Origin of the sequence: Butyrivibrio sp. AE3004, from assembly GCF_000703165.1 — a bacterium.
In the GTDB taxonomy this organism is placed as follows: Bacteria; Bacillota; Clostridia; order Lachnospirales; family Lachnospiraceae; genus Butyrivibrio.
Genome location: NZ_JNLQ01000002.1, coordinates 1,789,183 through 1,815,381, shown reverse-complemented (window position 1 = coordinate 1,815,381; position 26,199 = coordinate 1,789,183). Strand labels below are relative to the sequence as shown.

At 39.6% G+C, this 26,199-nt stretch carries 20 protein-coding genes; 18 read left to right on the top strand and 2 right to left on the bottom strand.

Annotated features, from left to right (window positions below; all coding sequences use genetic code 11):
• Nucleotides 1-29: 29 nt before the first annotated feature.
• Together BV60_RS0110960 and BV60_RS0110955 are read right to left on the bottom strand one after the other, a co-directional pair.
• Complete coding sequence (locus BV60_RS0110960; RefSeq protein ID WP_051656671.1) at nucleotides 30-995, bottom strand: biotin--[acetyl-CoA-carboxylase] ligase; 966 nt, start codon at nucleotides 993-995, stop codon at nucleotides 30-32.
• 18 nt (nucleotides 996-1,013) lie between these two features.
• A complete protein-coding gene (locus BV60_RS0110955; protein WP_081846654.1) occupies nucleotides 1,014-1,634 on the bottom strand; it encodes a biotin transporter BioY in 621 nt (206 codons plus the stop codon).
• Nucleotides 1,635-2,494: 860 nt separating this feature from the next.
• Here BV60_RS0110955 and topA point away from each other — a divergent pair.
• The 18 genes from topA to BV60_RS0110865 all read left to right on the top strand — a co-directional run bounded on the left by topA (nucleotide 2,495) and on the right by BV60_RS0110865 (nucleotide 25,902).
• Nucleotides 2,495-4,585, top strand: a complete 2,091-nt coding sequence (topA, locus tag BV60_RS0110950; protein WP_029321743.1) for a type I DNA topoisomerase — start codon at nucleotides 2,495-2,497, stop codon at nucleotides 4,583-4,585.
• A 250-nt stretch (nucleotides 4,586-4,835) separates the two neighbouring features.
• Nucleotides 4,836-5,615, top strand: coding sequence for a GTP-sensing pleiotropic transcriptional regulator CodY (gene codY / locus BV60_RS0110945; RefSeq protein ID WP_029321741.1), 780 nt, complete (start codon nucleotides 4,836-4,838; stop codon nucleotides 5,613-5,615).
• A gap of 220 nt (nucleotides 5,616-5,835) precedes the next feature.
• Nucleotides 5,836-6,231: a flagellar basal body rod protein FlgB gene (gene flgB, locus BV60_RS0110940; protein WP_029321739.1), complete on the top strand. Its 396-nt coding sequence runs from the start codon at nucleotides 5,836-5,838 to the stop codon at nucleotides 6,229-6,231.
• A 33-nt stretch (nucleotides 6,232-6,264) separates the two neighbouring features.
• The gene (gene flgC, locus BV60_RS0110935) at nucleotides 6,265-6,723 is read left to right on the top strand and encodes a flagellar basal body rod protein FlgC (protein ID WP_029321737.1); all 459 of its coding nucleotides are present in this window, start codon (nucleotides 6,265-6,267) and stop codon (nucleotides 6,721-6,723) included.
• A 43-nt stretch (nucleotides 6,724-6,766) separates the two neighbouring features.
• Nucleotides 6,767-7,108, top strand: a complete 342-nt coding sequence (fliE, locus tag BV60_RS0110930) for a flagellar hook-basal body complex protein FliE (protein WP_029321735.1) — start codon at nucleotides 6,767-6,769, stop codon at nucleotides 7,106-7,108.
• A 20-nt stretch (nucleotides 7,109-7,128) separates the two neighbouring features.
• Entirely contained in the window at nucleotides 7,129-8,802 is a 1,674-nt protein-coding gene (locus tag BV60_RS0110925; RefSeq protein WP_029321734.1) for a flagellar M-ring protein FliF C-terminal domain-containing protein, read from the top strand.
• Nucleotides 8,803-8,907: 105 nt separating this feature from the next.
• On the top strand, nucleotides 8,908-9,942 hold the full coding sequence (gene fliG, locus BV60_RS0110920) for a flagellar motor switch protein FliG (protein ID WP_081846783.1): 1,035 nt from the start codon (nucleotides 8,908-8,910) through the stop codon (nucleotides 9,940-9,942).
• The gene (locus tag BV60_RS0110915) at nucleotides 9,935-11,143 is read left to right on the top strand and encodes a FliH/SctL family protein (RefSeq protein ID WP_029321731.1); all 1,209 of its coding nucleotides are present in this window, start codon (nucleotides 9,935-9,937) and stop codon (nucleotides 11,141-11,143) included. The genes fliG and BV60_RS0110915 overlap by 8 nt, the downstream gene beginning before the upstream one ends.
• The gene (gene fliI, locus BV60_RS0110910) at nucleotides 11,143-12,501 is read left to right on the top strand and encodes a flagellar protein export ATPase FliI (RefSeq protein ID WP_029321729.1); all 1,359 of its coding nucleotides are present in this window, start codon (nucleotides 11,143-11,145) and stop codon (nucleotides 12,499-12,501) included. The genes BV60_RS0110915 and fliI overlap by 1 nt, the downstream gene beginning before the upstream one ends.
• Before the next feature lie 55 nt (nucleotides 12,502-12,556).
• Complete coding sequence (gene fliJ / locus BV60_RS0110905) at nucleotides 12,557-13,015, top strand: flagellar export protein FliJ (RefSeq protein WP_029321727.1); 459 nt, start codon at nucleotides 12,557-12,559, stop codon at nucleotides 13,013-13,015.
• Nucleotides 13,015-14,013: a hypothetical protein gene (locus BV60_RS21090; RefSeq protein ID WP_051656670.1), complete on the top strand. Its 999-nt coding sequence runs from the start codon at nucleotides 13,015-13,017 to the stop codon at nucleotides 14,011-14,013. Before fliJ ends, BV60_RS21090 begins: the two co-directional genes overlap by 1 nt.
• A 131-nt stretch (nucleotides 14,014-14,144) precedes the next feature.
• Nucleotides 14,145-15,872, top strand: coding sequence for a flagellar hook-length control protein FliK (locus BV60_RS0110895; protein WP_029321724.1), 1,728 nt, complete (start codon nucleotides 14,145-14,147; stop codon nucleotides 15,870-15,872).
• A gap of 22 nt (nucleotides 15,873-15,894) precedes the next feature.
• The gene (locus BV60_RS0110890; protein ID WP_051656669.1) at nucleotides 15,895-16,653 is read left to right on the top strand and encodes a flagellar hook capping FlgD N-terminal domain-containing protein; all 759 of its coding nucleotides are present in this window, start codon (nucleotides 15,895-15,897) and stop codon (nucleotides 16,651-16,653) included.
• 143 nt (nucleotides 16,654-16,796) lie between these two features.
• Nucleotides 16,797-17,192, top strand: coding sequence for a TIGR02530 family flagellar biosynthesis protein (locus BV60_RS0110885; protein WP_029321720.1), 396 nt, complete (start codon nucleotides 16,797-16,799; stop codon nucleotides 17,190-17,192).
• Nucleotides 17,193-17,425: 233 nt separating this feature from the next.
• The gene (locus BV60_RS24210) at nucleotides 17,426-19,996 is read left to right on the top strand and encodes a flagellar hook-basal body complex protein (RefSeq protein WP_051656668.1); all 2,571 of its coding nucleotides are present in this window, start codon (nucleotides 17,426-17,428) and stop codon (nucleotides 19,994-19,996) included.
• Nucleotides 19,997-20,204: 208 nt separating this feature from the next.
• The gene (locus BV60_RS0110875; RefSeq protein ID WP_029321716.1) at nucleotides 20,205-22,844 is read left to right on the top strand and encodes a hypothetical protein; all 2,640 of its coding nucleotides are present in this window, start codon (nucleotides 20,205-20,207) and stop codon (nucleotides 22,842-22,844) included.
• A gap of 23 nt (nucleotides 22,845-22,867) precedes the next feature.
• The gene (locus BV60_RS0110870) at nucleotides 22,868-25,549 is read left to right on the top strand and encodes a hypothetical protein (protein ID WP_029321715.1); all 2,682 of its coding nucleotides are present in this window, start codon (nucleotides 22,868-22,870) and stop codon (nucleotides 25,547-25,549) included.
• Between the two features lie 77 nt (nucleotides 25,550-25,626).
• Nucleotides 25,627-25,902, top strand: a complete 276-nt coding sequence (locus BV60_RS0110865) for a hypothetical protein (protein WP_029321713.1) — start codon at nucleotides 25,627-25,629, stop codon at nucleotides 25,900-25,902.
• The last annotated feature ends 297 nt before the right edge of the window (nucleotides 25,903-26,199 follow it).

The window sequence follows — 26,199 nt, the reverse complement described above, 5'->3', positions numbered from 1 at the left end:
TTTTCAGAGCTATATATGACAAGCTCTGATCAGCAAATTATTTCGGAAAACAGAACTTTTTTTGTTTTATCCGGAAGTTCAACAATGAGTTTAGCGTTTTCATCAACATCAAGAGCTTTAGCTTTGTAGGTATCTGCCCCGGAAATTACTGTTATATCTTTTGAAAGCATGTTCAGACGACTGCGGTATTCTGATAAAATTTCACTGTCGTCTTTTGTGTTATTGGACAATAATTCATTGATTAATCCTGCAACAAACTCATTTTTTGTAATAGATTCTTCGCCTCGCTTAAATACAGCTCCGATTCTTTCTTTTTGATCTGCAGGGAAACACTTTTCGTCATTATTAAAATATATACCTACTCCAATTACTATGTACTGAATATCTCCGGTGTCAAAATCAGCACTAATTTCTGCAAGAATACCGCATACTTTTTTGCCGCTTAGATAAATGTCATTCATCCATTTTATTGATGGAGACAGATATGCGTCTTTTTCTAGAACCTTGCAGATAGATACAGCAGTAAATGGGGTTATAAGCTGTGAGTTTGAAATATGTAATTCTTCAGGTTTAAGAACGAAGCTCATATAGATGCCGCCATCCGGTGATGTGAAACTGCTTTTTCTTTTCCCTGTGCCGTTTGTCTGTTTAAGAGCAATAACTGTGTAACCGTGAGGACAGCCTTGAATAGCCTTCTGCTTTGCAGCTTTATTGGTAGAATCTATGGAATCAAATATCTGTATCAGATTAGGATCAATATCATCATTCAAAAGAGATGATATGCCTGATAGTGTCAGTTTATCGGAACGCTCTGATAAAAAATAACCCCTGCGGGAAGACGCTTCTATCAAAAAACCGTCTCTTCGCAGGGATTCAATTGCTTTCCAGACACTGTTTCTTGAAATATTCAGCTCATTTGCGATAGCTTCTCCTGAGGAAAATTTCCCGCGATTATTTTCAAGATAATCAAGTACTTTTTCTTTTGTGCCCGGCATATAAGTGGTCCTCTTTTATTAGTGCAATATAGTGGAAAGTCTTTTCTTTAATTCGGGACCGATAACAGTGACGATAATTATTTTTAGTACGGACGTAGGAATAAACGGCAGTACACAAGCGGATAATCCTGCGATAAAGGTGCTTTTCGAAGAAAGCATGAACCAAACGGTTCCGAATACATAGTTTATTGTAGCACCAATTACAAGACATAGCACAAGAGGAATGTAATAAAGAAATTTTTTTGAAAAATTTGTACGTTTTGCAAGCTTATGCCCCAGCTCATCGCCTAATCCTGCTGTTAAGGATAAAATGGGAAATGATATCAAAAAACCGCCGGTAAGGTTAAGCAGTACTCCTATACCTCCGCTAAAACCGGAAAACACAGGTACGCCTACAGCTCCGATGAGTAAATACAAAAGGGTGGAATAGGTACCTCTTTTTTTACCAAGTACAATTCCGGCAAGTGGAATTATCAGTGTTTGCAGGGTCATGGGGACGCCTGCGGGCATAGGGATGGAAAGCTGTGACAAAATGCTTATCATAGCGGTAAAAACAGCTATAAAACAGAGATCTTTCACTGATGAGGCAGTTCTGGTCTCGATTGGAGCAGTAACATTGGGGTTAATTTCTTCATTCATTTTTGAGTCCTTCTTTCGATGTTGTTTTTTTTAGGATTGAAAAATATAGCAATTATTCCAAATTTGTCACCCTTTACAGGTATGGCATAAGGGTGACAAATACAGAATAAAATGAATTGTTTGTATTGTCAACTACAATTATCCATCAAAGGTGACAATAAGACTATACAATATATAGTATGAATAAAATCTGAAATACAATATGAGAAGAACAATAGGAAAAATAATCGGAAGAGAAATTATGGAATAAAAATTACATTCAATTTGCATAAAAAAGACAGAAAATAGTGACTAATTTGATCGTATAGTAATATTTTCTAAAAATAATATAAATACAGGCAAAATGTATTGACATTTATGCCGGTAATTGATATTATCATTTTACCAACAGACGAGCAGATAACAGCTCCATAGTAGCAACGGTAGCGTGTGCTTTACCTAAGCACTAAACAACGAGTTTTATCTGTTTTGAGAATAGAGGGGAGATGAGGCGGCGCGTGCTTCACCAATTCGAACTTTCTATTCATTCTTTTTTCTAACGAATCATTTGGACTACGAAGAGGCGAGTAATTTGGATGCCGGTAGTCGGAAGAGAACATGATGCGCAGCATGGTTTTCGGTTGAGGATTCGTTGATATAATAAACAGAAAAGGAGACAAGTCCATTGGAAATTCAGAACTAAAGGGCACTGGTCGTAAGATCGGTGCCCTTCGTCATGCATAGAAAACTATTTGGCGTGCACTTTATTTAGCGAAAAAATTTTTATTATTGCAATGCCCTACAATATAGTGTATATTACGAAACTATGAGACCCTAAAAAAGAGTTTCTACTAATTAATTTAAACAGAGGGGCATTTTTAATGGCAACTAAGAAAAAGAATTTACTTATTGTGGAGTCACCTACAAAGGTGAAAGCAATTAAAAAATTCCTGGGTAACGGCTATGAAGTCGCTGCCAGCAACGGACATGTCCGTGACCTTCCGAGAAGCCAGATGGGAATTGACATTGAGCACGGTTTTGAACCTAAGTACATTACTATTAGGGGAAAAGGAGATGTGCTCGCTGCACTCAGGAAGGCAGCAAAAAATGCTGATCATATCTACCTTGCAACGGACCCTGACCGAGAAGGTGAGGCAATCTCATGGCACTTAATGACAGCTTTAAAGCTTGACGATCCGAATCGTTTTTCAAGAGTGACATTCAATGAGATTACACAGTCTGCAGTTAAGGAGGCTATGAAGCATCCCAGAGACATAGATATGAATCTTGTTGATGCACAACAGGCGAGACGTGTTCTCGACAGGATGGTTGGATATCAGATATCACCACTTCTTTGGGAAAAGATTAAAAGGGGCCTCAGTGCCGGAAGAGTTCAGTCTGTTGCACTCAGAATTATATGTGACAGAGAGGATGAGATTAATTCATTCATACCTCAGGAATATTGGACACTCGATGCTACACTTAAGGTTAAGGGTGAGAAAAAAACGATAGTAGCTCACTACTATGGCAAAAATGGCAAAAAGGTAGAAATTGCTTCAAGAGCTGAGCTTGATGAAATTTTAAAAGAGTTAAAAGGCAAGAGCTTTAAGATATCAGAGATAAAGAAGGGTGAGAGATCCAAGAAAGCACCGCTTCCTTTTACAACATCAACACTTCAGCAGGAAGCATCAAAAGCGCTTAATTTCTCTACCCAGAAAACAATGCGTACAGCACAGCAGCTCTATGAGGGAATAGATATGGGTAAGGCCGGAACAGTCGGACTTATTACTTACCTTCGTACTGATTCAACACGTATTTCGGATGAAGCACAGGCAGCTGCACAGAATTATATAACCGAAGCTTTTGGCGAGGAATATCTTGCTGAGAAAATCCAGGGAAGCAAAACAAATGCCAAGATACAGGATGCTCATGAAGCGATCAGACCAACAGATGTAAATAATACACCGGTTGCTGTGAAAGAATTCCTAAGTCGTGATCAGTTCAGACTTTATCAGCTTATATGGCGAAGATTCATGGCCAGCAGAATGGCGCCGGCAAAATACGAGACAACTTCTGTGAAAATTGATGCCGGAGAGCATCGTTTTACGGTTGCAGCATCAAGAACTGTTTTTGATGGTTTCATGAACGTGTATACTGATGAAGACGACCAGATTGAAAAAAACACACTTGCAAAAAGAATTGATGAGAATTCCGAGCTTGAACTGCAGGATTTTGAGGAAAAACAGCACTTTACACAGCCTGCACCGCACTATACGGAAGCCTCTCTGGTTCATGACCTTGAGGCGCTCGGCATTGGCAGACCCAGTACTTATGCACCGACTATTACAACAATTCTTGCAAGACATTATATTACCAAAGAAAATAAGAACCTCTACGTAACAGAGCTTGGAGAAGCGGTTAACAAGATGATGAACGAGGCGTTCCCTCAGATTGTTGATGTAACCTTTACTTCCAATATGGAGACGCTTCTCGACAGCGTTGCAGAGGGCGATGTTAAGTGGAAGACAATAGTAGAGAATTTTTATCCGGATCTTGCTGATGCAGTAGAAAATGCGCAGAAGCAGCTTGAGAAAATTGAGATACAGGATGAAGCAACTGATGTTGTCTGTGAAAATTGTGGCAGAAACATGGTTATCAAATATGGTCCTCATGGTAAATTCCTTGCATGTCCCGGATTTCCGGAGTGCAAAAACACCAAACCTTATTATGAGAAAACCGGTGTTGCCTGCCCTAAATGCGGAAAGGATATTGTCCTTAAGAGAACCAGAAAGGGACGTCTGTACTATGGATGCATAGATAATCCTGATTGCGATTTTATGGTATGGCAGAAGCCCTCTAAGAAAGCATGCCCCAGATGTGGTGGACTTATGCTTATTAAAAATAACAAGCTGGTTTGTAACGATCCTGAATGTGGATATATTGAAGACCGCAGTAAGGATGATGAGGAATAAATATATGATTTCAAAACAACTCGGAAATGTAAATTTCCGAGTTGTTTCTGTCTAAGCTACTTTTGTATTTTCGATAATTTCTGTGAATTTTCACCATTAATCACGCTATTTGTATTCAATATTCATTAAATTTTAATTAAAATACGAACAAATTGCTTTGATGTAAACAATATTATGTGCTACAATTTTATTAGTTATAGTGGATTTGTGCAAATTGTTAAAGATTTTCAGATAAAAGGAGACTTTTTTCATGAGTAGCGTACAACTTTTGGATAAAACAAGAAAGATTGGGAAGCTTCTGCACAATAGTAACTCCGGTAAGGTGGTGTTTAATGACATCTGTACGGTTTTGTGTGACATACTTAATTCCAATATGCTTGTTATAAGCAGAAAAGGTAAGGTTTTGGGAATAGGTGAAACCTCGGCTGTGGATTCATTGGGTGAGATGCTGGTGGATGATGTCGGTAGCTTTATTGACCCTATGTTAAATGAGCGACTTCTTACGGTTTTATCCACGAAGGAAAATGTCAATCTTGAGACTCTTGGATTTGAAGATGTCGATATGAGAAAATACCAGGCAATCATCACTCCGATAGAAATAGCAGGTGAAAGACTTGGCACTTTGTTTATTTATAAATGCAATCAGCCTTACGATATTGATGATATTATTCTTTGCGAATACGGGACAACAGTTGTGGGGCTTGAGATGTTACGTGCCGTTAACGAAGAGAATGCTGAGGAGAGTAGAAAGCTTGCGGTAGTAAAATCTGCCATAAGTACACTTTCATTTTCTGAGATGGAAGCTATTATCCACATTTTCGATGAACTTAACGGAATGGAAGGTGTTCTCGTAGCAAGTAAGATTGCAGACAGAGTGGGAATAACAAGAAGCGTTATAGTAAATGCTCTTAGAAAGTTCGAAAGTGCGGGTGTTATTGAATCAAGATCTTCCGGCATGAAAGGAACATACATAAAGGTCTTGAATGACGTGGTATTTGACGAAATCAAAAAACTCAAAGCTCAGATGTAATGGGAATGACTTTTTATTCCGAAATAAGTATTACAGGACGTGCATTGATGAAGGGATTTATCTGTAACGGGTAAATCCCTTTTTTAGCAAAACTAATTCTTGTGTTTTTGAACATAAAAGACACAAGATAAAGTATTATTTTATTCAAATATCTTGTAATTTGATTAAAATAATCTTAATATGATAGTAAGGGTTAAAAGGATTTTTGTAAGGGGGTTATATGATCAACAGTAATGCATTTGATTACATAAACGTACTTGATAAGACGGCAGATGCTTCCTGGATCAGGAATGAGGTGCTGTCCAATAACCTTGCAAATGTTAATACACCGGGATACAAGAGACAGGATGTGGCATTTGAGAGAGAACTTGAGAGAGCTCTTGGCAATTCCAGATATAAGACAATGGATGCCAAGGTTTCAGACCTTAAGATTAACAGACTCAAAGCAAGGCCATATACCGATTATTCCAATTTCTCTTACAGAATGGATGGCAATAATGTTGATATAGATACAGAGAATGTCACACTTGCTGCCAACCAGATTAAGTATCAGGGTGTAATGCTTGGAATACAGTCGGAATTCACTAACCTTCAGAACGCCATGAGAGGGCAGTAATACATAACTGTTTCAATGAAAGAGGTATAGCGTATGATTAGTACCGGCAATCTGTTTGATTCATTTAATATTAATTCCTCGGGAATGACAGCGGAACGTTTCCGTATGGATATTATTTCCCAGAACATCGCCAATGCAAATACGACACGCGATGCTACAGGGGATGTTTATACCAGAAAGGTGGTCACCTTTTCTGAAAAAGGCACACAGACACCTTTTTCGAAGATCCTTAATGAGAGACTTGATCACTATAGTGGTCGTGGAGTAAAGGTTTCATCTGTAAAAGACGATACCTGGACGGATTATAAGATGGTATATGATCCGTCACATCCTGATGCCGACGAGTTTGGTTATGTTACTTATCCGAATGTAGATATAGTAACCGAAATGACCAACCTTATAGATGCGCAGAGAGGCTACGAGGCTAACGCAACTGCGTTTAATTCAAGTAAAAACCTTATGAGCCAGGGATTATCAATAGCTCAGGGCTGATGATATTACATTGATTGCAGCAGGGGAACTGCAAGGAGGGTAAATGGCAGATATTGATATCAGTCAGATCAGAAATGTTCATTCAACTGCTATCAGAAATGCTGAAAAAGCTAATTCCAGAGTGACCAATCCTCTTGGGGACAGGTTTGGGAACGATAGCTCTTTTACGAATATTTTTAACAGAGCAGTTGAAAATATAAATACCACAAATGCTTATTTGTCAGATGCCGAGAATGAGGAGATAAAGTGGTCTCTCGGCGAAACAGACAATACGCATGATCTCGCAATTGCTTTGCAGAAGGCTGAAACAGCCCTGCAGTACACGATTGCGGTAAGAGATCGTATGCTTTCTGCATATAAGGAAATAATGCAGATGCAGATTTAAGTTTTACGGAGGAGTAAAGTATGCGAGAACGTCTTTTGGAGCTCAGGGACAGGCTTCTTGGGTGGTGGAATCGTTTTACAAGAAAACAGAAGACGCTTATTTTGGCCGGAGTTGCTGCAGTTGTTCTGACAGTGGTAATACTGGTGACTGTATTCAACCAGCCTCAGTATGTTACGATTGCAACTGTTGAGACGATGAAGGAGTCTCAACAGATAATCGATTTATTTGAAGAAAACGGAATAAAGTACAGAAAGTCAGAGGATAATCTCAGATTCGAAGTTTTGAAATCGGAAGAGAGTAGTGCCTCTCTTTTGCTTGGAACAAACTATATTCAGCCTGACACCTACAGTGTAGACAATGTAATAAACGGTGGGTTTTCTACAACAGAATCGGATAAGCAGAAAAAATATATAGCTTATCTTGAAAAAAAGCTTGGTACGGATTTTGCGGAATACTTTGATGCTATTGAAAGTGCAAGAATAGAGCTTCATATTCCTGTCAATGATGGCACGCTTTTATCAAAGAACGAGGAATCCTCTGCAAGTGTATTTCTGAGAATGAAGGATCCTGAATCTTTTACGGAGGATAACGCTGCATTTTTGGCAAGAGCAACCGCAAATGCACTTGGAAACAGTACTACCGAAAAGATTATCATCATGGATACAGACGGAAACCTTTTGTTTTCGGGTTCTGAGGATAACTCCGCTGCCGGACTTGCAAGTACTCAGCTTAATGCCAAGACTAAGGCTGAGCAGCAGGTTAGAAGTGAGGTAATAAGAGTCCTTAAGGGAACAAAACTCTATAATGATATAGAGGTAGCAAGTAACCTTGTTCTGGATTTTTCAAACATTAAGAAGACAACGCACACTTATACTCCTGCAGAGGGACAGACTCAGGGTGTGCTTAGTCACGAGGATAACTACAGTGCACAGAATGTAAACGGCAATAGTGGAATCCCGGGCACTGATACCAATAATGATGATGAGACATCCTATATGCTTCAGGATAATGAGAACTCATCGTCTACAATAGAAGAAGAATCGAAGGATTACCTTCCTAACGAGGAAATAACTACTGTTGATACGCCTTCAGGAAAAGTAAATTACGATGAATCTACGATTTCCGTAACAGCGACAAAGTTTGTTATTTACAAGGAAGATAATTATAATCCAGAAGATCATGACGGAATGACCTGGAAAGAATTCAAGGATACTACAGGTGTTACTCAGACTGAGGTTGCGGAAGATACCATAAATATTGTGTCAAAGGCTACCGGAATAATGGCAGCAAATATTTCGATGACAGCATATACACAACCAGAATTTTTTGATGCTGAGCCTAAGGGACTGACATTTACCGATATACTTCAGGCAATTCTTATTCTCCTTATCCTGGGACTTCTCGCTTTTGTTATCTGGAGAAGTATCAGAACACATAAGGAAGAGATTCAGATTGAGGAAGAAGAGGAAGAAATACTTCCCGAGGAGCTTTCTGTTGAAGAACTTCTTGAGTCTCAACCCGATGAGTTCTTTGAGGACGAAGAGACTGAAGAAGGCGAGGAAGGCGGTCTTGCTGACATTCTTATGGAAGAGAGCAGTGAGACTATGAAGCTTATAGAGAAATTTATCGAAGATAATCCAGAAGCAGCTGCTATACTTCTTCGCAACTGGCTGAAGGAAGATTTTGAAATGTAAAATAGTTGCAATTTAAAACTCAGAGGGGAGTACTAAATCATGGCAATTGACGGCGAAGAATTTGATGATGACGAGTTGGATGGTGCGGGCAGTAAAGGAAGTGCCATGCCACCTGCAGGGAATTATGACCCTTCCCTGATAGCGAATCTTTCCGGAACTCAAAAGGCAGCCATTCTTTTGATTGCTTTGGGACCTGAAAAGTCATCTGCAATATTTAAACATTTAAAAGAAGACGAAATAGAGGAACTGACTCTTGAAATAGCAAACACCAGAAGCGTAACACCTCAGGTAAAGGAAGCTGTTATAGAAGAATTCTATGGCATCTGCCTTGCTCAGCAGTATATCGCTGAAGGTGGTATTAACTATGCTAAGGAACTGCTGGAGAAGGCTCTTGGGGAAGATAAGGCAATGGATGTTATCAGTAAACTGACGGCATCTTTGCAGGTAAAACCTTTCGAATTTATCAGAAAGGCAGATCCTTCACAGCTGCTTACTTTCATTCAGGACGAGCATCCGCAAACGATTGCTCTTGTTATGTCCTATATGTCTTCAGCTCAGAGCGCATTAATACTTGGTGCGCTTCCACCTGAGAGACAGGCTGATGTTGCAAGACGTATTGCAACCATGGACAGAACAAGTCCTGATACGATCAAAGAGGTAGAAAGAGTCCTTGAGTCGAAACTTTCATCATTGGTCAACCAGGATTATACGGTTGTCGGTGGTGTGGATGCAGTCGTAGAAATCCTCAATGCAGTAGACCGTTCTACAGAAAAACATATCATGGAAACATTGGAAATCGAGCAGCCTGAGCTTGCTGATGAAATCCGTAAGAAGATGTTCGTATTCGAGGATATCCTTCTTTTGGACGACCGTGCTATTCAGCGTGTGCTTCGTGATGTTGATAATGCAGACCTGGGACTTGCCTGCAAGGGTTCTACCGAACAGGTACAGACTGCTATCTTTAACAACCTGTCCAAGCGTCTTGCTCAAATGATCAAGGAAGATATGGACTTCATGGGACCTGTTCGTATGAAGGATGTTGAAGAAGCACAGCAGAAGATTGTTAATGTTATTCGTAAGCTTGAGGATGCCGGTGAAATTGTAATCTCCAGAGGCGGAGGTGATGACCTGGTTGTCTAATCAATCTAATTTACTTAAGTTCGGCTGGTATCAGGTTGATGAGAATGATAAGCACATCATTGATAACAACGAACTTTCTGAAAGACGAATAGAAAAATATCAGGCTGAGGAAGCCAAACGAAGAGAGGCATTGGAAAAAGGAGAACCAGTGCCCTCTTTTGGCGGGTTTGAAGAAGGCCTTGGCTTTGAGCAGATAGATGCTTTTGACGGCACTCAGAACATTATCGGTAATACAAATTACGATGATCAGGGCGGCATTAACGACTTTTCCGAAGGTCTTTCCGGCACATATGACTCCGAGTACGGTATGGACTTTGAAAGTGAAGGCTTTGGGGAAAATACTGAAGCTTTTGATGAGAACAGCTTTAATGCCTACGGCGAAGACGGAATGATGGGGAACGATGGAAATCCGGATATGGATGGAAATATATTCGGTGAGGATAATCCTGATTTCCAAAATCTTCAGATGCCGAAAGAAGATGAAAATTCTTCCATGGGAATGGAAGAGGAACAGATGGTGGTTCCTGAGCCTGAACCGGAACAGCCTCAGATAAATCTTGAGGAAATACAGGCTCAGATAGATGAGCAGATAAGGATGGCAGAGGAGCAGGCAAAGCAGATTATAGATGATGCCAATGCTCAGGCAGAAGCCATAAGAAATGACGCTGAAGCTTTCAAAAACCAGGCTATCGAAGAAGGCAGAAATGCCGGCTATGAGGAAGGCGTAAAGCAGGCTGCAGAAGAAATTGAAAATATGAAGGCAGCTGCTGAAGCTGAACTGAAAGAGGAAAGAGAAAAACAGGAAGCTGATATCAAACAGCTTATAGCCAGTATTGAGCCTGATATGGTAGATACACTTACCCAGATTTATGAGCATGTGTTTAATGTGGATCTGAGGGAAAATAAGGAGATAATTCTTCATCTTATCAGAACCACTCTGGGTAAGGTTGACAGTGGAACGGATATAATCCTTCACATTTCATCTGATGATTATGACCTTGTGACAGATGAGAAGCCAAACCTTGAAGAAGCAATGGCTTCACCCAATTCCACACTTGAGATAATAGAGGATCCTCTTTTAAAGGAGAATGAATGTATCATAGAGTCTGAGGGCGGCGTGTTTGACTGCTCTCTTGGAGTGGAGCTTTCAGAACTTACCAGAAAACTGAAGCTTCTGGCATTTGACAGGAATAGGCGCTAATGGCAAATGGATTTATTGACTATTCGAAATATAAAAAAGTAGCAAATACCATGTTCTATAAGGTTCGTGGCAAGGTGGTAAATGTAGTCGGTCTTACAATCGAATCTGCAGGCCCCGAGGCCAAGATGGGTGATATTTGCTACATTTACTCCAAAAAAAAGGACGGCGAAAGCACGGCAAGACCTTCCGGAAGGGGGACCATGGCAGAGGTTGTCGGTTTTAAGGATAACCATGTGCTCTTAATGCCCTATGAGAACATAAGCGGAATAGGAAGCGGAAGCATAGTCGAGAATACTGATTCACCCCTGCGTGTAAATGTCGGAGAGGGACTCCTTGGAAAAACACTTGATGGACTTGGAAGAATAGATGGTACCAACTATGGAAAGGGCGTTATGCTTGAAAACGGTATAGCCTATTCTGTTGAGAATCAGCCTCCGGATCCTATGACGAGAGATCCGATATCGGATGTTCTTTCACTTGGAGTAAAAGCTGTCGACGGACTTTTGACAGTAGGTAAGGGGCAGCGAATTGGAATATTTGCAGGTTCAGGTGTTGGTAAATCAACTCTGATGGGGATGTTTGCCAGAAACACCAATGCGGATATAAATGTTATTGCTCTTATCGGAGAGCGTGGCAGGGAGGTCCGGGAGTTCATTGAACGTGACCTTGGACCTGAAGGAATGGAGAGGTCGATTGTTGTTGTTGCGACTTCTGATAAACCTGCACTTGAAAGATTAAAGGCTGCAAAAACAGCAACATCCATTGCGGAATATTTTCGTGATAAAGGAAAAGATGTGCTTTTGATGATGGATTCTCTTACACGTTTTTCAATGGCACAAAGAGAAATAGGACTTGCGAGCGGAGAGCCTCCGGTATCGAGAGGGTATCCGCCAAGCGTATATGCGGAAATGCCCAAGCTTCTTGAAAGAGCTGGAAAATCCAGAAAGGGATCGATTACAGGTCTTTATACTGTACTTGTTGATGGTGATGATTTTAATGAACCGATAACAGATACAGCAAGAGGTATTCTTGATGGACATATTGTATTAAACAGAAAGCTGGCGCAGAAGAATCATTACCCTGCTATAGATGTTCTTGCAAGTATTTCCAGATGTATGAGCGCGATAGCTCCACCGGAGCAGAAAAAAGCAGCGGGAAAACTTAAAAATGTTTTGGCAACATATGCGGATGCTGAGGACCTGATAAATATCGGAGCATATAAGAGCGGTGCCAATAAAAGTATTGATTACGCTGTTTCGAAGATAGACGCAGTAAATGAATTTCTTATGCAGGAGACAGATGAAAAGTTCACTTACGAGGAAGTCTGTGCCAAGCTGACAAGCATGTTCAAGGATTGATATAATATCCGGAATTTTATTTTTTTATTGTTTAAGTAGCGGGGTGAGGGCTTAAATGGCAAGGTTCAACTACAGACTCCAGGGAGTATTAAACTTAAGACTCCAGCAGGAGGAACAGGTAAAGATGGAATTTGCCCAAGCCTCCAAGGAATTAAATGACCAGATTGATATATTAAATGACTATATTGCGACGAGAGATGCTTTTATTCGTGAAGGATATGAGCTTAGAAGCGCCAGCATAATGGATGTCCAAAAAATCATGGACAACAACTATTATCAGCGACAAATGGATGTCATCATTAAGGATCAGGAGGTCAAAGTTGATTCCTATGCTGCGAAGCTTGAAGTTGCAAGACTTAAACTTACAAGAGCAGTACAGGAAAGAAAAATGCAGGAAAGACTAAAAGAAAAAGCTTTCGAGCAATTTGTTGAGGAAGAAAAAGAAGCGGAAGCAAAGGAAGTTGATGAAAGATCCAGCTTTACATATACTCAGCGTAGCAGAGAGGAAGAGTAATGGCAGAAAAAGAAGCTAAGGAAGCAAAACCGGAAAAAGAGGCTTCGGTATTACCCAAACCCGTTGACCCCGATAAAGAGGCCAGGCAAAAGCTGAAGGAAGAAAGGAAAGCTTTAAGGCAGGAACTCAAGGAGCAGAGAAAAGCGGCAAAGGCTCGTGAACTTGAGCTTGCTGAGAGAACAGCAGAGCTTAACGGCGAGGATGCAGGTGGAGTGGCAACGCTTATACTTACAGTTGTTATTATTCTTGTATGGCTTGCAATTATGGGAATGCTGATAAAGCTTGACGTCGGTGGCTTTGGGTCTAACGTTCTTGCACCCATAATAGGGGATGTTCCCGGACTGCAGGCAATACTTCCGGAAGGCAGTTATACACCGATTGCTCAGAAGAAATACGAGGAATCGCAAAAGCCTGTTGTTAATCCTGTGGATGAACAGCTTGCAAGCAGCCTGGATGAGGCCAATCTCTATATCAAGCGACTTGAAGAAGAACTTAGAAAAGAGATGGAAGAAAATGCAACTTTGCAGGAAGAAAATGAAAAGCTTCAGACAGAGATAACAAGACTTCAGCCTTTTGAAGAAAACCAGGCTAAGCTTGAACAGGAAAAAGAAGATTTTTACAAGAATATCGTATATGCTGATAATGCTCCCACACCGGAGGAATATCAGAAATATTATGAACTTATAGAGCCTGATGTGGCTGCGCAGATATATGCACAGATCATTCAGGGAACAGCGGATGATGATGAACTGGAACAGTATGTAAAGGCATATTCATCCATGAAGGCAAAGGAAGCGGCAGCGATTTTTAACGCTATGATAGAGAATGATACAGGCGATGCCGTAAGACTTATTTCAAAGATACTTGGTAAGATGAGTGCGGAAAATCGCGGAGCTATTCTTGATAAGATGACTGAAGAATATGCAGGAAAGGTAACGGATTATATGGAACCCGCTACTCATAAGGCTACAGTTTCCGGTGTCGGTAGCAGTAACTAAATGGAATTCGCTTTGTTTATAAATTTTTAATTTTTTTCGGCCATGCGGGTTAAGTTTTTTCCTGCATGGCCGATATATGTTTTGTAAAGCTATGGGCAAACCTTACCCATATAAGAAAGGAGGTACAGAATTTGATTACAAATGCGATTCCGGGTATTACAAATATTAATGCATTCGTTAATACCGCAACAGCAAAAGGAATTGCTGCATCAAAGGAGCAGACTGCAGACTTTCAAAAGACTTTGAATAACGCAAACACTCAAAAACAGGCAGCACAAGTAGCAACGTCTACAGCAAAAACTCTGACAGCCACAGCTGCGTCGAATAAAGCAGGAACTTTAGCAGCGACTTATGAACAGGCAAATACTCCAAGGCAGACAGAGAACATTAGTAAGCAAGACAATATGACAAAAAATGCTGATAGTACAGATGATACGAAAGCACTTCAAAGTCAGAATGCTGATGAAAAAAATGTAAATGTTAAAGAAGTTACAGATAATGTGGCAGAAGCTCCTGAAGAAGTCACGGAAGAGATAGCAGAAGAAACAGAAGTCTCCGAGGTCCTCATAACAATAAATGAAAACCCCGGAGAGGATGGTTCCATGATAGGAGTTATAGACGATGCTCTTAGTGCACTGGAACAGGCAATGCTTGATGACAGCAGAGAACTCATGCAGCAGCTCGCTGATCAACTGGGCGTTGATATTGAAGACATAGAAAGTGCCATGGCAACCCTCGGCCTTACAAATGTAGCGATACTTGAACCTACAAATCTTACACAGATAATAGGTCAGGTTACCGGAGCCAATGATGTGATGGCTATAGTAACCAATGCAGATCTTTATCTGAATGTACAGAATATGCAGGATGCGGTTGATACTACAAGGCAGAACCTGATGGAAGAGTTTAATCTTTCAGAGGAAGACTTAAGCTCAGCACTTGAAGACTTTAGTGAGAATCTGGCACAGCAGAGCTCTGAAAATCAGGTTCAGGCAGTACCTGTCGAGAACACAAATACAGAAGAAAATCCTATAATAATTGAACAGCCTCAAAATTATATCGATTCCGAAGCTGTAAGACTTGATCTTACGAATAATGCCGGAATAGTAAAAGAAATTGCAGTAGAACAGGAAGAAGAGGCACCTGTTACAGAAGTATCTGAAGAGATCGAAAAGCCTGATTTTAGTCTTCAGGTTGAAGAACCCGTTCAGGAACAGAGAAACGTTAAGGAAAATAACGCTAATAACAACAGTAACAATAATAACGGTAATAGCAATACACATGAGAATAACCTGGAAGGTTCCGTTTACAATCAGGTAATGAACCAGATATCATCATCCCTCTCTGAAGTAGTGGAAACCGAGAGCTATGGGCAGATGGCAAGGGCGAACACTCAGGAGATAATGGATCAGATAACCGAGTTCATAAAGATGAATGTTAAAGCAGATTCGACAACAATGGAGATGCAGCTTCATCCCGCAAGTCTTGGTAACGTTAATGTAATCATTGAAGCAGCAAAAGACGGAAATGTAATTGCAAAATTCCTTACACAAAATGAGGACGTAAAAGCAGCTATAGAGAGCCAGATACAGCAGCTTCAGGATAAGCTTAATGAACAGGGCGTAAAGGTTACTGCAGTTGAAGTTACAGTAAATGCGGGGGCTTTTGACCAGACGCTTAATGACAGCCAGAGCCAGAGACAGGATGATCAGGATGCTCAGAATTCCATCAGAAAGCCAATGAGAAGGATACGACTTGATGACCTTTCAATGGAAGAACTTGATGAAATTGACGAAGCAGATCAGCTCACAGCTGAAATGATGGCTATTAACGGTAATTCAGTAGATTTCTCAGCATGACAAATTTGTCGGAGGTAACCAAATGGGCGTAAATGCAGTAGTAGAAAACGGTAAACTTCTTGATACCTCAAACAAGGTTGAAGACGCCAAAAAGACAGCGGCTTCCAATCAGGGGTATGATAAAAACGCTTTCATGAATATCCTTTGCGCACAGATGAAATATCAGGATCCTTTAGAGCCGACATCCAACACCGAATATATTAACCAGTACGCAACCTTTACACAGGTTGAACAGATATCCAATATGGCAGAAGCTTTTTCGATGTCGAGAGCATCTGACCTGGTAGGAAAAACTGTTATCGTAACTAATGAAAACGGCGAGAAGGTAGAAGGTAAGGTCGATTATGTGACCTATAAGAGCGGCGAGGCATACCTTAACATCGACGGAACAGACTACAAGATGGACGATGTTAATTCCGTAGCGGATTCTCATTTCGTGGAAATCCATAATCAGGCAGACGATCTGCAGGCACTTATGGATAAGTTCCCTGTTTATGAGAATATGGTATATACCGATGCGCAGAAGGTATATGATGCTTATTCCTTCTATCAGCAGATGGATACCGATGCGATAGCTCTTATTGATAAAAAGGATATCGAGAAACTTGAACAGTACTATGCAAGGGCAAAGGAACTCATAGAAGAAGCACAAAAGAACGATGCGGAATACCAGAAAAAGAAGGCAGAAGAAGATGCAGCAAAGGCTGAGGCATTGACACAGGATCAGGATAGTAATACTGAGAGTGGTACAGATAATAACACTGCAACAACCGAAGGATAAAAGTCATATAGATTGGATTATATCAAATAATAAAATTTAAAAAATTTTGAAGATACACCTTAATAATATGACTTATGTGCCGAAATATAAATCGGCAGAGTAAATCAAGGCTTAGTGTTTTTGTTTAGGGAAAGGAGAAAGCCGTGAGAATAGATAAAAGCGGATTCCTTTCAATTGAACAGGTTCAGAACCAGTATCTTGGTCAGGGCGAAAAGATAAGAGGTGGCGCCGGCGTCCAGAATTCCGATTTCGGCAAAATCCTTTCTCAGCTCGAGAGCAACAGAGAAGGTGTGAAGTTTTCAAAGCACGCTTCCAACAGACTCAGTGACCGTAACATTGAGCTCACTCAGGATCAGATGGACCGCCTGAACAACGCAAGAAATCAGGCAAATGCGAAAGGAATAAACGAATCACTTATCCTGGTTGATCAACTTGCCTTCATCGTTAATGTAAAGAGCAACACTGTTGTGACCGCGATGGATAGTCAGGAAACTGGCAGCAACATTTTCACCAATATAGACGGAGCGGTAATCGCATAAGTTCTATAGAACAGGCAGAATGAAAACTATAATGACCGGACCGAGGCCGTATGAAGGCGGCCGCAAGCTTATCGGAAGTGGTAAGTATCTAAGGAGGTCATGAATTCCCGACTGACAGAAGGAGTTCACATTACGTTTCCCATTCTTTCATTCCCTTTTCTGAAAAATAGAATGTGTGTGCCGTCCCCGGAAGAGTGCGATAAATGCGCTCGTTTTTCAGGAGGACTTGCCTTATGATGAGATCACTTTTTTCTGGTGTAGCAGGACTTAAGACCCACCAGGTCAAGATGGATGTTATTGGTAACAACATCGCCAACGTTAACACCACATCCTTCAAATCACAGTCCATCACCTTCAGTGATTTGATGTATCAGACCACACAGCGCGCGTCCAGAGCCACTGAGAGAACCGGTGGTGTAAATGCCCGTCAGATAGGTCTTGGTGCTAAGTCAGGCGCGATTGCTACAGCAATTACACAACAGGGTGCGACGGAAACAACAAACAATCCTTTCGATATGCGTATTACAGGTGATGCCTTCTACGTAGTAAACAACGGAAACCAGACAATGTTCACACGTGACGGTTCCTTCTACGTTGACGGTGCAGGAAACCTGGCAATGCAGTCAACCGGTTACTTCGTATACGGATGGACAGCAATTGAAGATCCGGAAACAGGAGCGATTACAGTTAATACTAACGGTGGTATCGGAAAGCTTCAGATCATGTCTCCCGATAACATGACATATCCTCCGGAAGGAACAACAGAAGCAGTAGTAAGCGGCAACATAGATGCACATGATACAAATATAACCAGCGACAATGGTAAAACAGTTTCTCTTGAATTCTATGATAACCTCGGTTATCTCTATACAGCTAAATTCGCAATTCGCGATGTTGATGATGTTGAGCATACTTATTCAATTACTCTTGAGGATATTCTGGATTCCACAGGCAATACAATTGGTGCTGAAAAACTTCAGTATGTTACTTTTACAGATCTCGACAATGAAGAAACTGTAAATCCCATGAGAGATTCATTTACAAAGAATACTCAGAATCCAAAGTACACAGCAACAGTCGGAGCATCAAAGGCAAGCTTTAAGACTGCAACCGGAACAACAGCTTATTCCGGTGTTCCTGTTAAAGGCTTTATAAGTGACCTTCAGAACAATCCTAATTACTCAACTCTCCTTGATGAAGTTTACTCCAATTCGGGAGTAATACCGGATAATATCACTGATATTTCAGGTATCACATATGACCCTGACTGGTATTATGTTTTCGGAGAAGATGGAAGTATTACAATGTCAGCATTAACACCTGATGCAGACGCACCGACTTACGGAGACATAAATAATGTGATTGGCGATACTCATATCAGCTCCTGCACAGATACCGGAACAACTACGGTTCTTACACTTGCAAGTGATACTAATGTTAATCTTTCTCCTGCAATAGCAATCAGCAATTCCGGAACTAAGTGGTCTGCACTTTCAGATGAAGCAAAAGCACTTTTAAAAGGAGAAAAAGGATATTACAACATTGATGAAAAGGAGAATATAGAAACTATTCTTGGCTATGATGATACAACAGTAACTCTCTCAGCAGATGGTTCAACACTGAAAATTGATTATATTGATGTTAATGATAACAACAAGAAAAAGGTTATTTCATGCAAGGCTAAGTACGATTATTCATTAGATTTATCAGATCCTGATAAGATTACATACAATGCTATTAAGGGAAGCCCGATGTCAGTACCTCGTTCAGGCCTTATTTCAAACCTTACACAGTCCCAGAAAAATCTTTTGCAGAACATTTATCAGGGTGCTGTTCTTGGCGGAACAGGAGTAGCGTATGAAATTTATCTTGATGACAATGGTGATACAAATCTGAGAATCAAATCCATGGAAGTTCAAGATGATCCTCAGTCACCCGTATCAGTAAATATTGGTACAAACTATGTAGAGACAGATATAACTCCTGAGATACAGGATCCTATGGGAGCAACCACAGTTACGATATTAAATGCAGCTGCAGGCGGAGACGTTTTATATGACAGCATTCCAAGAACCGGTTATGTATCCGAGATAGCAGATGCGACCTTAACCAAGGACTTCTTCTCTGATGTATATAACTATACAGTAGATAAAGGTGCTGATAACTATGAGAAGCTGACCTACAGAATTTTGGATAACGGAAACCTTCAGGTAGTTAATAACTCAGCAATACTTACTTATGATGCAAATACAGGTAAGATTACTTCTCCTACAGAGAAATTAAAGCTCGATTTTGATCAGCTCGCACTTATAGACGGACAGCCCAAGATGGCAGGCTTCACAGATGTAAACCTTGACTTCTCGACTACAACAAATTACAACACCATGGCAACTTCAACAGTTGGTGCAGTTAAGGGTGATAAGGAAAGTCTTAAGACCGGACGTGCGGTAGGCGAGATGAATGGTGTCACAGTAAGTAAGGACGGAACAATATACGCAACATATTCAAACGGACAGACAAAGCTCCTTGGACAGATTGCAACAGCAGAATTTGCCAATGCATCAGGTCTTGAGAAAAACGGTGACAACCTTTATACACAGACACTTAACTCCGGCGAAGCAACGATTCAGGACGTAACAACAGATGGTGGCTACATCACAACCGGCGTTTTGGAAATGTCCAACGTAGATCTTTCAAGTGAGTTCACAAGCATGATAACAACGCAGCGTGGTTTCCAGGCTAACAGCCGAATAATCACAGTTTCCGATACACTCCTTGAAGAACTTACGAACCTGAAACGATAAATAATTTATTCACTTAACGAGGGGGAGATAAGTGATAATGCAAAAAAGGCACTCAAACGAGTGTCTTTTTTGCGGTTTGCGCGCCACCTGTGTGTTCTAACGGATTGGGCTTTCTTGAAAATAATCATCGGGAAACCATATTTTTTTGGAATTTTCCTTCAAATTATAGTAAAATTTACGACGGGGATTAATTTGGAGGGAATGTGTTATGAGGAAAGTGAAATTATATTTATTCTTAGCAGCGTTCGTTGCTTTATTTTTCACGTTTAATTTTCATACTTTTGATGTAAGTGCATCCGAAATGTACTACATAGAAGATGATGAGATGGCTCCTATAGACTGGCTTGTTACAGGGGTTACGGAGAATTCTGTAAGTGTTGATGTTTCAAAGCTTAAGACTAAGACTTTAACCGAGCTTAAGTATACTTATGGTGGTAACTTTGATTCACTTAACGTTTCTGTAGCCATTGAAGAGATTTCAAGCAATGACTATAACGGCAAGAATCTCAGTTATGTTGATATGAAGAATAAGACTAAGCATACTTTCAGTAAACTGAAATCAAAAACGGGTTACAGAGTTTATATTAAATATGATTATACCTATAAGCTGGATGGAAAGAGAATAAGCAAATCTTTTTATGATTATACTAACATGTCTACGGATGGATTCGATGAACTGAGTCTTTACACAAAGGGCGTAACAGATACTACAGCTACGCTTGATTGGAGAAGAACTCTAAAGAGTGTTAAGAATGAGTCTGATAATGGAGAATTTGGTTCTTTTTCCATAGGATATGCAAAGGTGGGCTCATGGAAAAATAATAAAGAGAAGACTGCAGCAGAGAATAAGGCAGTAAAGGCTGCCAAAGAGATGGCATGGAGACATGAGATTACGACACCTGATAAAAGCAGAATGTTTGCCATTACTGATCTTGAGCCTGATTCAACCTATGTAGCATGTCTTTTGTTTAAAGCTTCGGTAGTTTTAGACAAAAAGCGCATAAGCTGCATTTCATATGCGATTACAAGAGAGATAAAAACCACAAAGAAGAGTGGTATAGGTAAGCAAAGTGAAGATTCTTGCAGAAAGCGGGACATCAACGCTCCGCTTTATACAGATGCAGCTTATAAGTATAACGATTTTGCATCTAATTATTCAAATTATTTCTATGATATAAAGAAAAATGGAAAATCCGTCACACTTAGCTGGAAGGATCATAATAACACAATAGTACCTTCAGATAATACATTCAGCGTGGGATATGCAAAAGAGACAGTCTATGATCCGCTTGATATAGTAAGTAAAAACAAGGACCCTATGGGCGACGACTTAAAACAGGCATATTCCATGGCTAAGTCCGGGAAGATTAAGATAAATGGAAAAACTACAGAATATACTTTGCAAGGTCTTGATCCGAACGCATATTACACTATAGTGTTAAAAATCGGAACCCCGGATTATTACGGTTCTGTGAAAACTTACTATGCGGTAAGTCAGCATGTGTGTCCGGCAGAAGATAAAAACGAAGAGAACATATGGGATGATCTTAATAATATCCAACAGGGCTATATGTATGATTTTCAGGTGAAAAAGGATGGGAAAGATGCAATCATAGACTGGTCTGGAGCAGTAAGTGCATTCATATCACAAAAGGGTCTTGATCATTATCTGATTAAATATGATGAGATGGGCTCTGCAGCGCTTTATGTAACGAATAAAAGTGTGCTTGGTAATGGAACTGATGACGATAAATTTTATACGTATAAACGAATATACAATAATATAAGAAGAGCCGATGATACGACTCAGTATTATAGTATGAAATTCGACCAGAGAAGAAAAAAGACCAGATCTTACAATCTGAACAGTGACCAAAATATATATGCACTTAAGTTGGATTTTGTCTGCTATTCCTATGGAGGATGCTATAGAAAAATCAGTACGGTATTTTTCTGCGAAGATGGCGGTGAGAATTACTTTAGGGCTATGAAGACAGGTGGTAAGGATCCTTTGGGATTCCACAATTTAGGAGACAAAACCCTGTATCTGAAGAAAGAGGGGGTTAAGTGCGATAGGCGTGATGGATATGCAATGCTGAATGCTATTTATGAAGACGATTCGCATGCCGGTTCCAAGACCTATGCCTATTACGACAGAGATGAGAAATGCTATTACGTAGATTTTAACAGCGATGGTAAGAATGAGCTTAAGTTTAGTGAAACATCGGATAATAAAATACTGATAAATATTGTTGATGATACTTCTTTTAAGGGCAAAACAATATACCTGCGCATGACTGATAAGGAAATTGCGGATTTTGAAAGCAAAAGCGATTATGTCAGTGATGATTATGAGTATTTTTATTCCAAGCTTACGGTTAAGTTTCCTGAAAATAATTTGCCTCCGAAGCAGGATAAAGACGATAATGTTCCCGGCGCGGGTAACGGACCATCGGGAAATTCCGGAAATGAATCTGCAAATTCCGGAAATGGTAAGTCTGAAGGAAGTATTTCAGGACAGGTTTCAGCTTCTGATAAGAAATATGTATCCATGAAGGAGAACCATGCTTATATCACTATAGACAGGGATTCCGTAAAGGCTTCCAAGGTTAAAAAGAAGGCGCAGAAATTTGTTATCGGAATTGAAAATTCAAAGGGCAAGATAAAGGTTAAAAACCTGTCACCCAAGAAACTTCGTAAATACATTGATTTTAAAGTGAAGAAGGGGAAAGTTACGGTAACTCTTAAGAAGGGGGCAAAGAAGGGCACATATAAGCTGAAGGTTACTGTAGGCGCAAACGGTAATGTCAATAAAACCACGGAAACCGTAAGAATTAAGGTTAAATAAGCGATTAGGGGAAAATTGCAGGTATGAAAAAAGTAATGTTTAATTCGAAGGGAATATTATTGGCTGCCATAGCTGCAGTTACAGTTCTCTGTTTTGGCAAAATGACTGCAAAGGCTGATACAGACTATTATAAAAAGCTCAGATCGGATTATATTCTTTCGGATGTTACAGAGAAATCATTTACTGTTGATGTGACGAAGTATTACAACAGAGATGTTAAGGCACTGGAGCATGATAGGCAGGGTAAATGTACACTTCTTAGTGTGAGCTATGCTTGTACGAATAAGGCAGAGAGATATGACTATGATAATCTTGATTACAAAAATGTATCGGGAAATGCCAGAAAATTTACTATTAACGGACTGAAGGCTGATACCGATTATCTGATATTTGTAAAGATAAATGTAAGGTTATCAAGTGATAACAAGGAATATAAACTTGGATATTTCAAAAGAACATCTACATTATCTGCCAAGCTAAAAGAAGTAAATTTAAAGGGCGATATTGTTGAGGGAGTTACAGATACTACGGCTTCTTTAAATTTTAGCAAGGCCATTGACACAATCATGGAAAAGCATCCGAATATGAGATATTCAAGCGATGATTATTCCATAGGTTTTTGCAAGTATACAGGTGACGATACAACAGCAGCTTATAAGAAAGCAAAGACTATGGCCTTTGAGAGCAGGGTAATAGCATCTTCTAAGCTTGGAGGAAGATATACTCTGACAGGTCTTGAACCAAATACTAAATATGTTGTTTGTGTTCTTATCAAAATGGATATCTATTCTGATGAATACAAGGACAACACATATACTTACGGTATTTATTATGCTAAAGGTACATTTAAGACAAAGAAGGATGATGACCTTGAAGAACTGGAAGGACCATGTGTAGTAAGAGATCCTGATTGGGAATATAAGTCCTATTACGAAGATATCCATGAGGATATTAATGGGAATAATTACTATTGTGATTTTGAGATCACGAGAAATACCAATTCTATTACAATAGACTGGTCTAAGGATACAACCATATCAAAGGCAAATGATAATACCATTAGTATAGGATATGTTGAGGAAACTGTTTTTAATGTAAGGGGAGATAAGGAAAAATACGGCTATTATAATAATTTCGGTAAGAATGTAAGAGATGCTTACAATATGGCGAGGACCAAGCAGCATATAGTGCATGGAAATGATAATAGCTATACAATCAAGAATCTTAACCCTGATAAGACATATGCCATAGTAATTAGGCATGGTTTGAAATCACAGAAGTATTCGAAAGATGTTACCTATACAGTTATGAGCGGGATTAATCCACAGCCGAAGGTTAACTCTACTGCTGAAACTGAGTGGAATTCCATAAATTTTCAGCCTCCATATATGTTTGATTTAAAGGTTAAAAAAGTAGACGATGGGACGGCAGCTGTGATTGACTGGTCTGATGCGTCTAAGAGCTATGCTACGCAGAAGGAACTTGGAAAATATATCGGGGAAATGGACACAAGTGAAGTAAATTATATCTATTACAGGGAAATGGACCCGAATATGACAAGAAGCCAGAAAAATGAGATTTATATGGCTTTTAACAGAAGCAATATGTATGGCACCGGTGCAAAAAAAATCCCTGTAGAGCAGAGCAGAATGAAGAAACTGATCTATGGCCTTGATAAAGATAAGCAGTATCTTTTTGCTATCAAACTCACTTTCCATGTGTATCTGACAGGAGGCAGTTCCTATACTTTTAACAGCCTTTTCTTCTATGATGAGACAGGAGAAAATGGAGAGAATTATTTTAAGAACCTTAAGAAAAACGGGCAGGAACCATTCAGACAGCACAGCAAGGGTACCAAAGTAATAGATATACCTAAAGAGGGGGTAATAACTCTCTCCGGAAATGAAGTTAAGTACATTAAGAAAACCATAGGATCCGGAATTATTGATGAAAGATATGATCTGAAGACAGATTACAACCACTATGAGAATCTATATGATTTTCAAAAGAACGGAGATAACGATCTATCTGTAAACTTCACTAATTCAGGGGACGAGGTAACCTTTAAAATGCTAAAGCCGGATTATCTCTCAGGTAAGACAGTCACTATTTATCTGACAGGACAATCCATGAGCTATTTTGAAACATCAAGTACCGGTTTTAATAATGAAGGAAATTATTATTACGAAAAGATTGTCCTGAGATTTCAGGCGGGTGACAAAAAGCAAGATCCATCAGCACCGGGAATAGGTAATAATCCGGGTGGCACCTCGGAAACAGGTAAAAACGGAGAAAACGCGAATGCAGGCAGCTCTTCCGGAAATAATGCCGGTGCGGGAGAGAAGCAGTCGGATGCTTTGAACATTAAGAGCGGAAAGGCAGACAGTAAGAATGTAAAGTATCTGACAAAGAAAAAGAATCATGCTTGGATCACTATCGATAAAGATAATCTAAGCGCATCAAAGCTAAAGAAGAAAAATCAGAAAGTTACAATCGGAATCGAGAAATCAAAGGGCAAGATCAAAGTTAGTAATGCCTCATCCGGGAAGCTTGGTAAGTACATCGACTATAAAGTTAAGAAAGATAAGGTAATCGTTACGGTAAAGAAAGGCGCAAAGAAAGGCACTTATAAGCTCAAGGTTACTGTCGGTGCAAAGGGCAAGTACAAGAAAACCACTGTAATAATAAAAATTGTGGTTAAGTAAAATGACGAAAGCCATTCCGCTTAATACGGGATGGCTTTTGTCTGAAATATAGATTTTTTAAAAGGGAATTGAAGAAAATGAAGAATTCGTTGGGGAGAGTTTTAGAAGCAAGCTTTATCAGAGCTTTTGCAGGACTAATGGTTTTGATGTGTCTTATTTTTGCTTATAAATATGACGCGAAAGCGGCAGGAACAGCCGGCATAATAGAACAGAAAAAAGAGGGAAAAATAACCTGGACACTTACGAGCGACGGTGAGCTTACGGTATCAGGTAAAATAAAAGGTATTAAAGGAAAAAGAAAAAAGGTTATTGTAAAAGCAATAAAGAAACAGACAAATGCAAAGGTGAAATAAAAATACGCCATCCTCGAACAGATAGGGGATGGCATATTTTTTGAAATTAAATTACATGAATTCTGGCAACTTATGTAATTTAATTTCAAGCACACCGGATTGTTGGAATTTATAATATAAAAATCGAATTAACAAACTAATAAAAGAATATAAAAATCAAAAATTGACCAAAATCCAATTAAACGAGGAATAAATTTGTTTAAATAAAGCACGAGATATTGTATAATAGATTCTGATGTATGCACAAGATATAGCGTGAAATAAAAATTCAAAATATATTTGATTTTGTGAAATAAA

Excerpts from the sequence above, each read along its gene's own strand:
- BV60_RS0110875 (WP_029321716.1), top strand. The coding sequence starts at position 20,205 with ATGAGGAAAGTGAAATTATATTTATTCTTAGCAGCGTTCGTTGCTTTA.
- flgB (WP_029321739.1), top strand. The coding sequence starts at position 5,836 with ATGATCAACAGTAATGCATTTGATTACATAAACGTACTTGATAAGACG.
- BV60_RS0110925 (WP_029321734.1), top strand. The coding sequence starts at position 7,129 with ATGCGAGAACGTCTTTTGGAGCTCAGGGACAGGCTTCTTGGGTGGTGG.
- fliE (WP_029321735.1), top strand. The coding sequence starts at position 6,767 with ATGGCAGATATTGATATCAGTCAGATCAGAAATGTTCATTCAACTGCT.
- fliG (WP_081846783.1), top strand. The coding sequence starts at position 8,908 with ATGCCACCTGCAGGGAATTATGACCCTTCCCTGATAGCGAATCTTTCC.
- BV60_RS21090 (WP_051656670.1), top strand. The coding sequence starts at position 13,015 with ATGGCAGAAAAAGAAGCTAAGGAAGCAAAACCGGAAAAAGAGGCTTCG.
- BV60_RS0110955 (WP_081846654.1), bottom strand. The coding sequence starts at position 1,634 with ATGAATGAAGAAATTAACCCCAATGTTACTGCTCCAATCGAGACCAGA.
- topA (WP_029321743.1), top strand. The coding sequence starts at position 2,495 with ATGGCAACTAAGAAAAAGAATTTACTTATTGTGGAGTCACCTACAAAG.
- BV60_RS24210 (WP_051656668.1), top strand. The coding sequence starts at position 17,426 with ATGATGAGATCACTTTTTTCTGGTGTAGCAGGACTTAAGACCCACCAG.
- fliI (WP_029321729.1), top strand. The coding sequence starts at position 11,143 with ATGGCAAATGGATTTATTGACTATTCGAAATATAAAAAAGTAGCAAAT.
- BV60_RS0110890 (WP_051656669.1), top strand. The coding sequence starts at position 15,895 with ATGGGCGTAAATGCAGTAGTAGAAAACGGTAAACTTCTTGATACCTCA.
- BV60_RS0110870 (WP_029321715.1), top strand. The coding sequence starts at position 22,868 with ATGAAAAAAGTAATGTTTAATTCGAAGGGAATATTATTGGCTGCCATA.
- BV60_RS0110960 (WP_051656671.1), bottom strand. The coding sequence starts at position 995 with ATGCCGGGCACAAAAGAAAAAGTACTTGATTATCTTGAAAATAATCGC.
- fliJ (WP_029321727.1), top strand. The coding sequence starts at position 12,557 with ATGGCAAGGTTCAACTACAGACTCCAGGGAGTATTAAACTTAAGACTC.
- flgC (WP_029321737.1), top strand. The coding sequence starts at position 6,265 with ATGATTAGTACCGGCAATCTGTTTGATTCATTTAATATTAATTCCTCG.
- BV60_RS0110865 (WP_029321713.1), top strand. The coding sequence starts at position 25,627 with ATGAAGAATTCGTTGGGGAGAGTTTTAGAAGCAAGCTTTATCAGAGCT.
- codY (WP_029321741.1), top strand. The coding sequence starts at position 4,836 with ATGAGTAGCGTACAACTTTTGGATAAAACAAGAAAGATTGGGAAGCTT.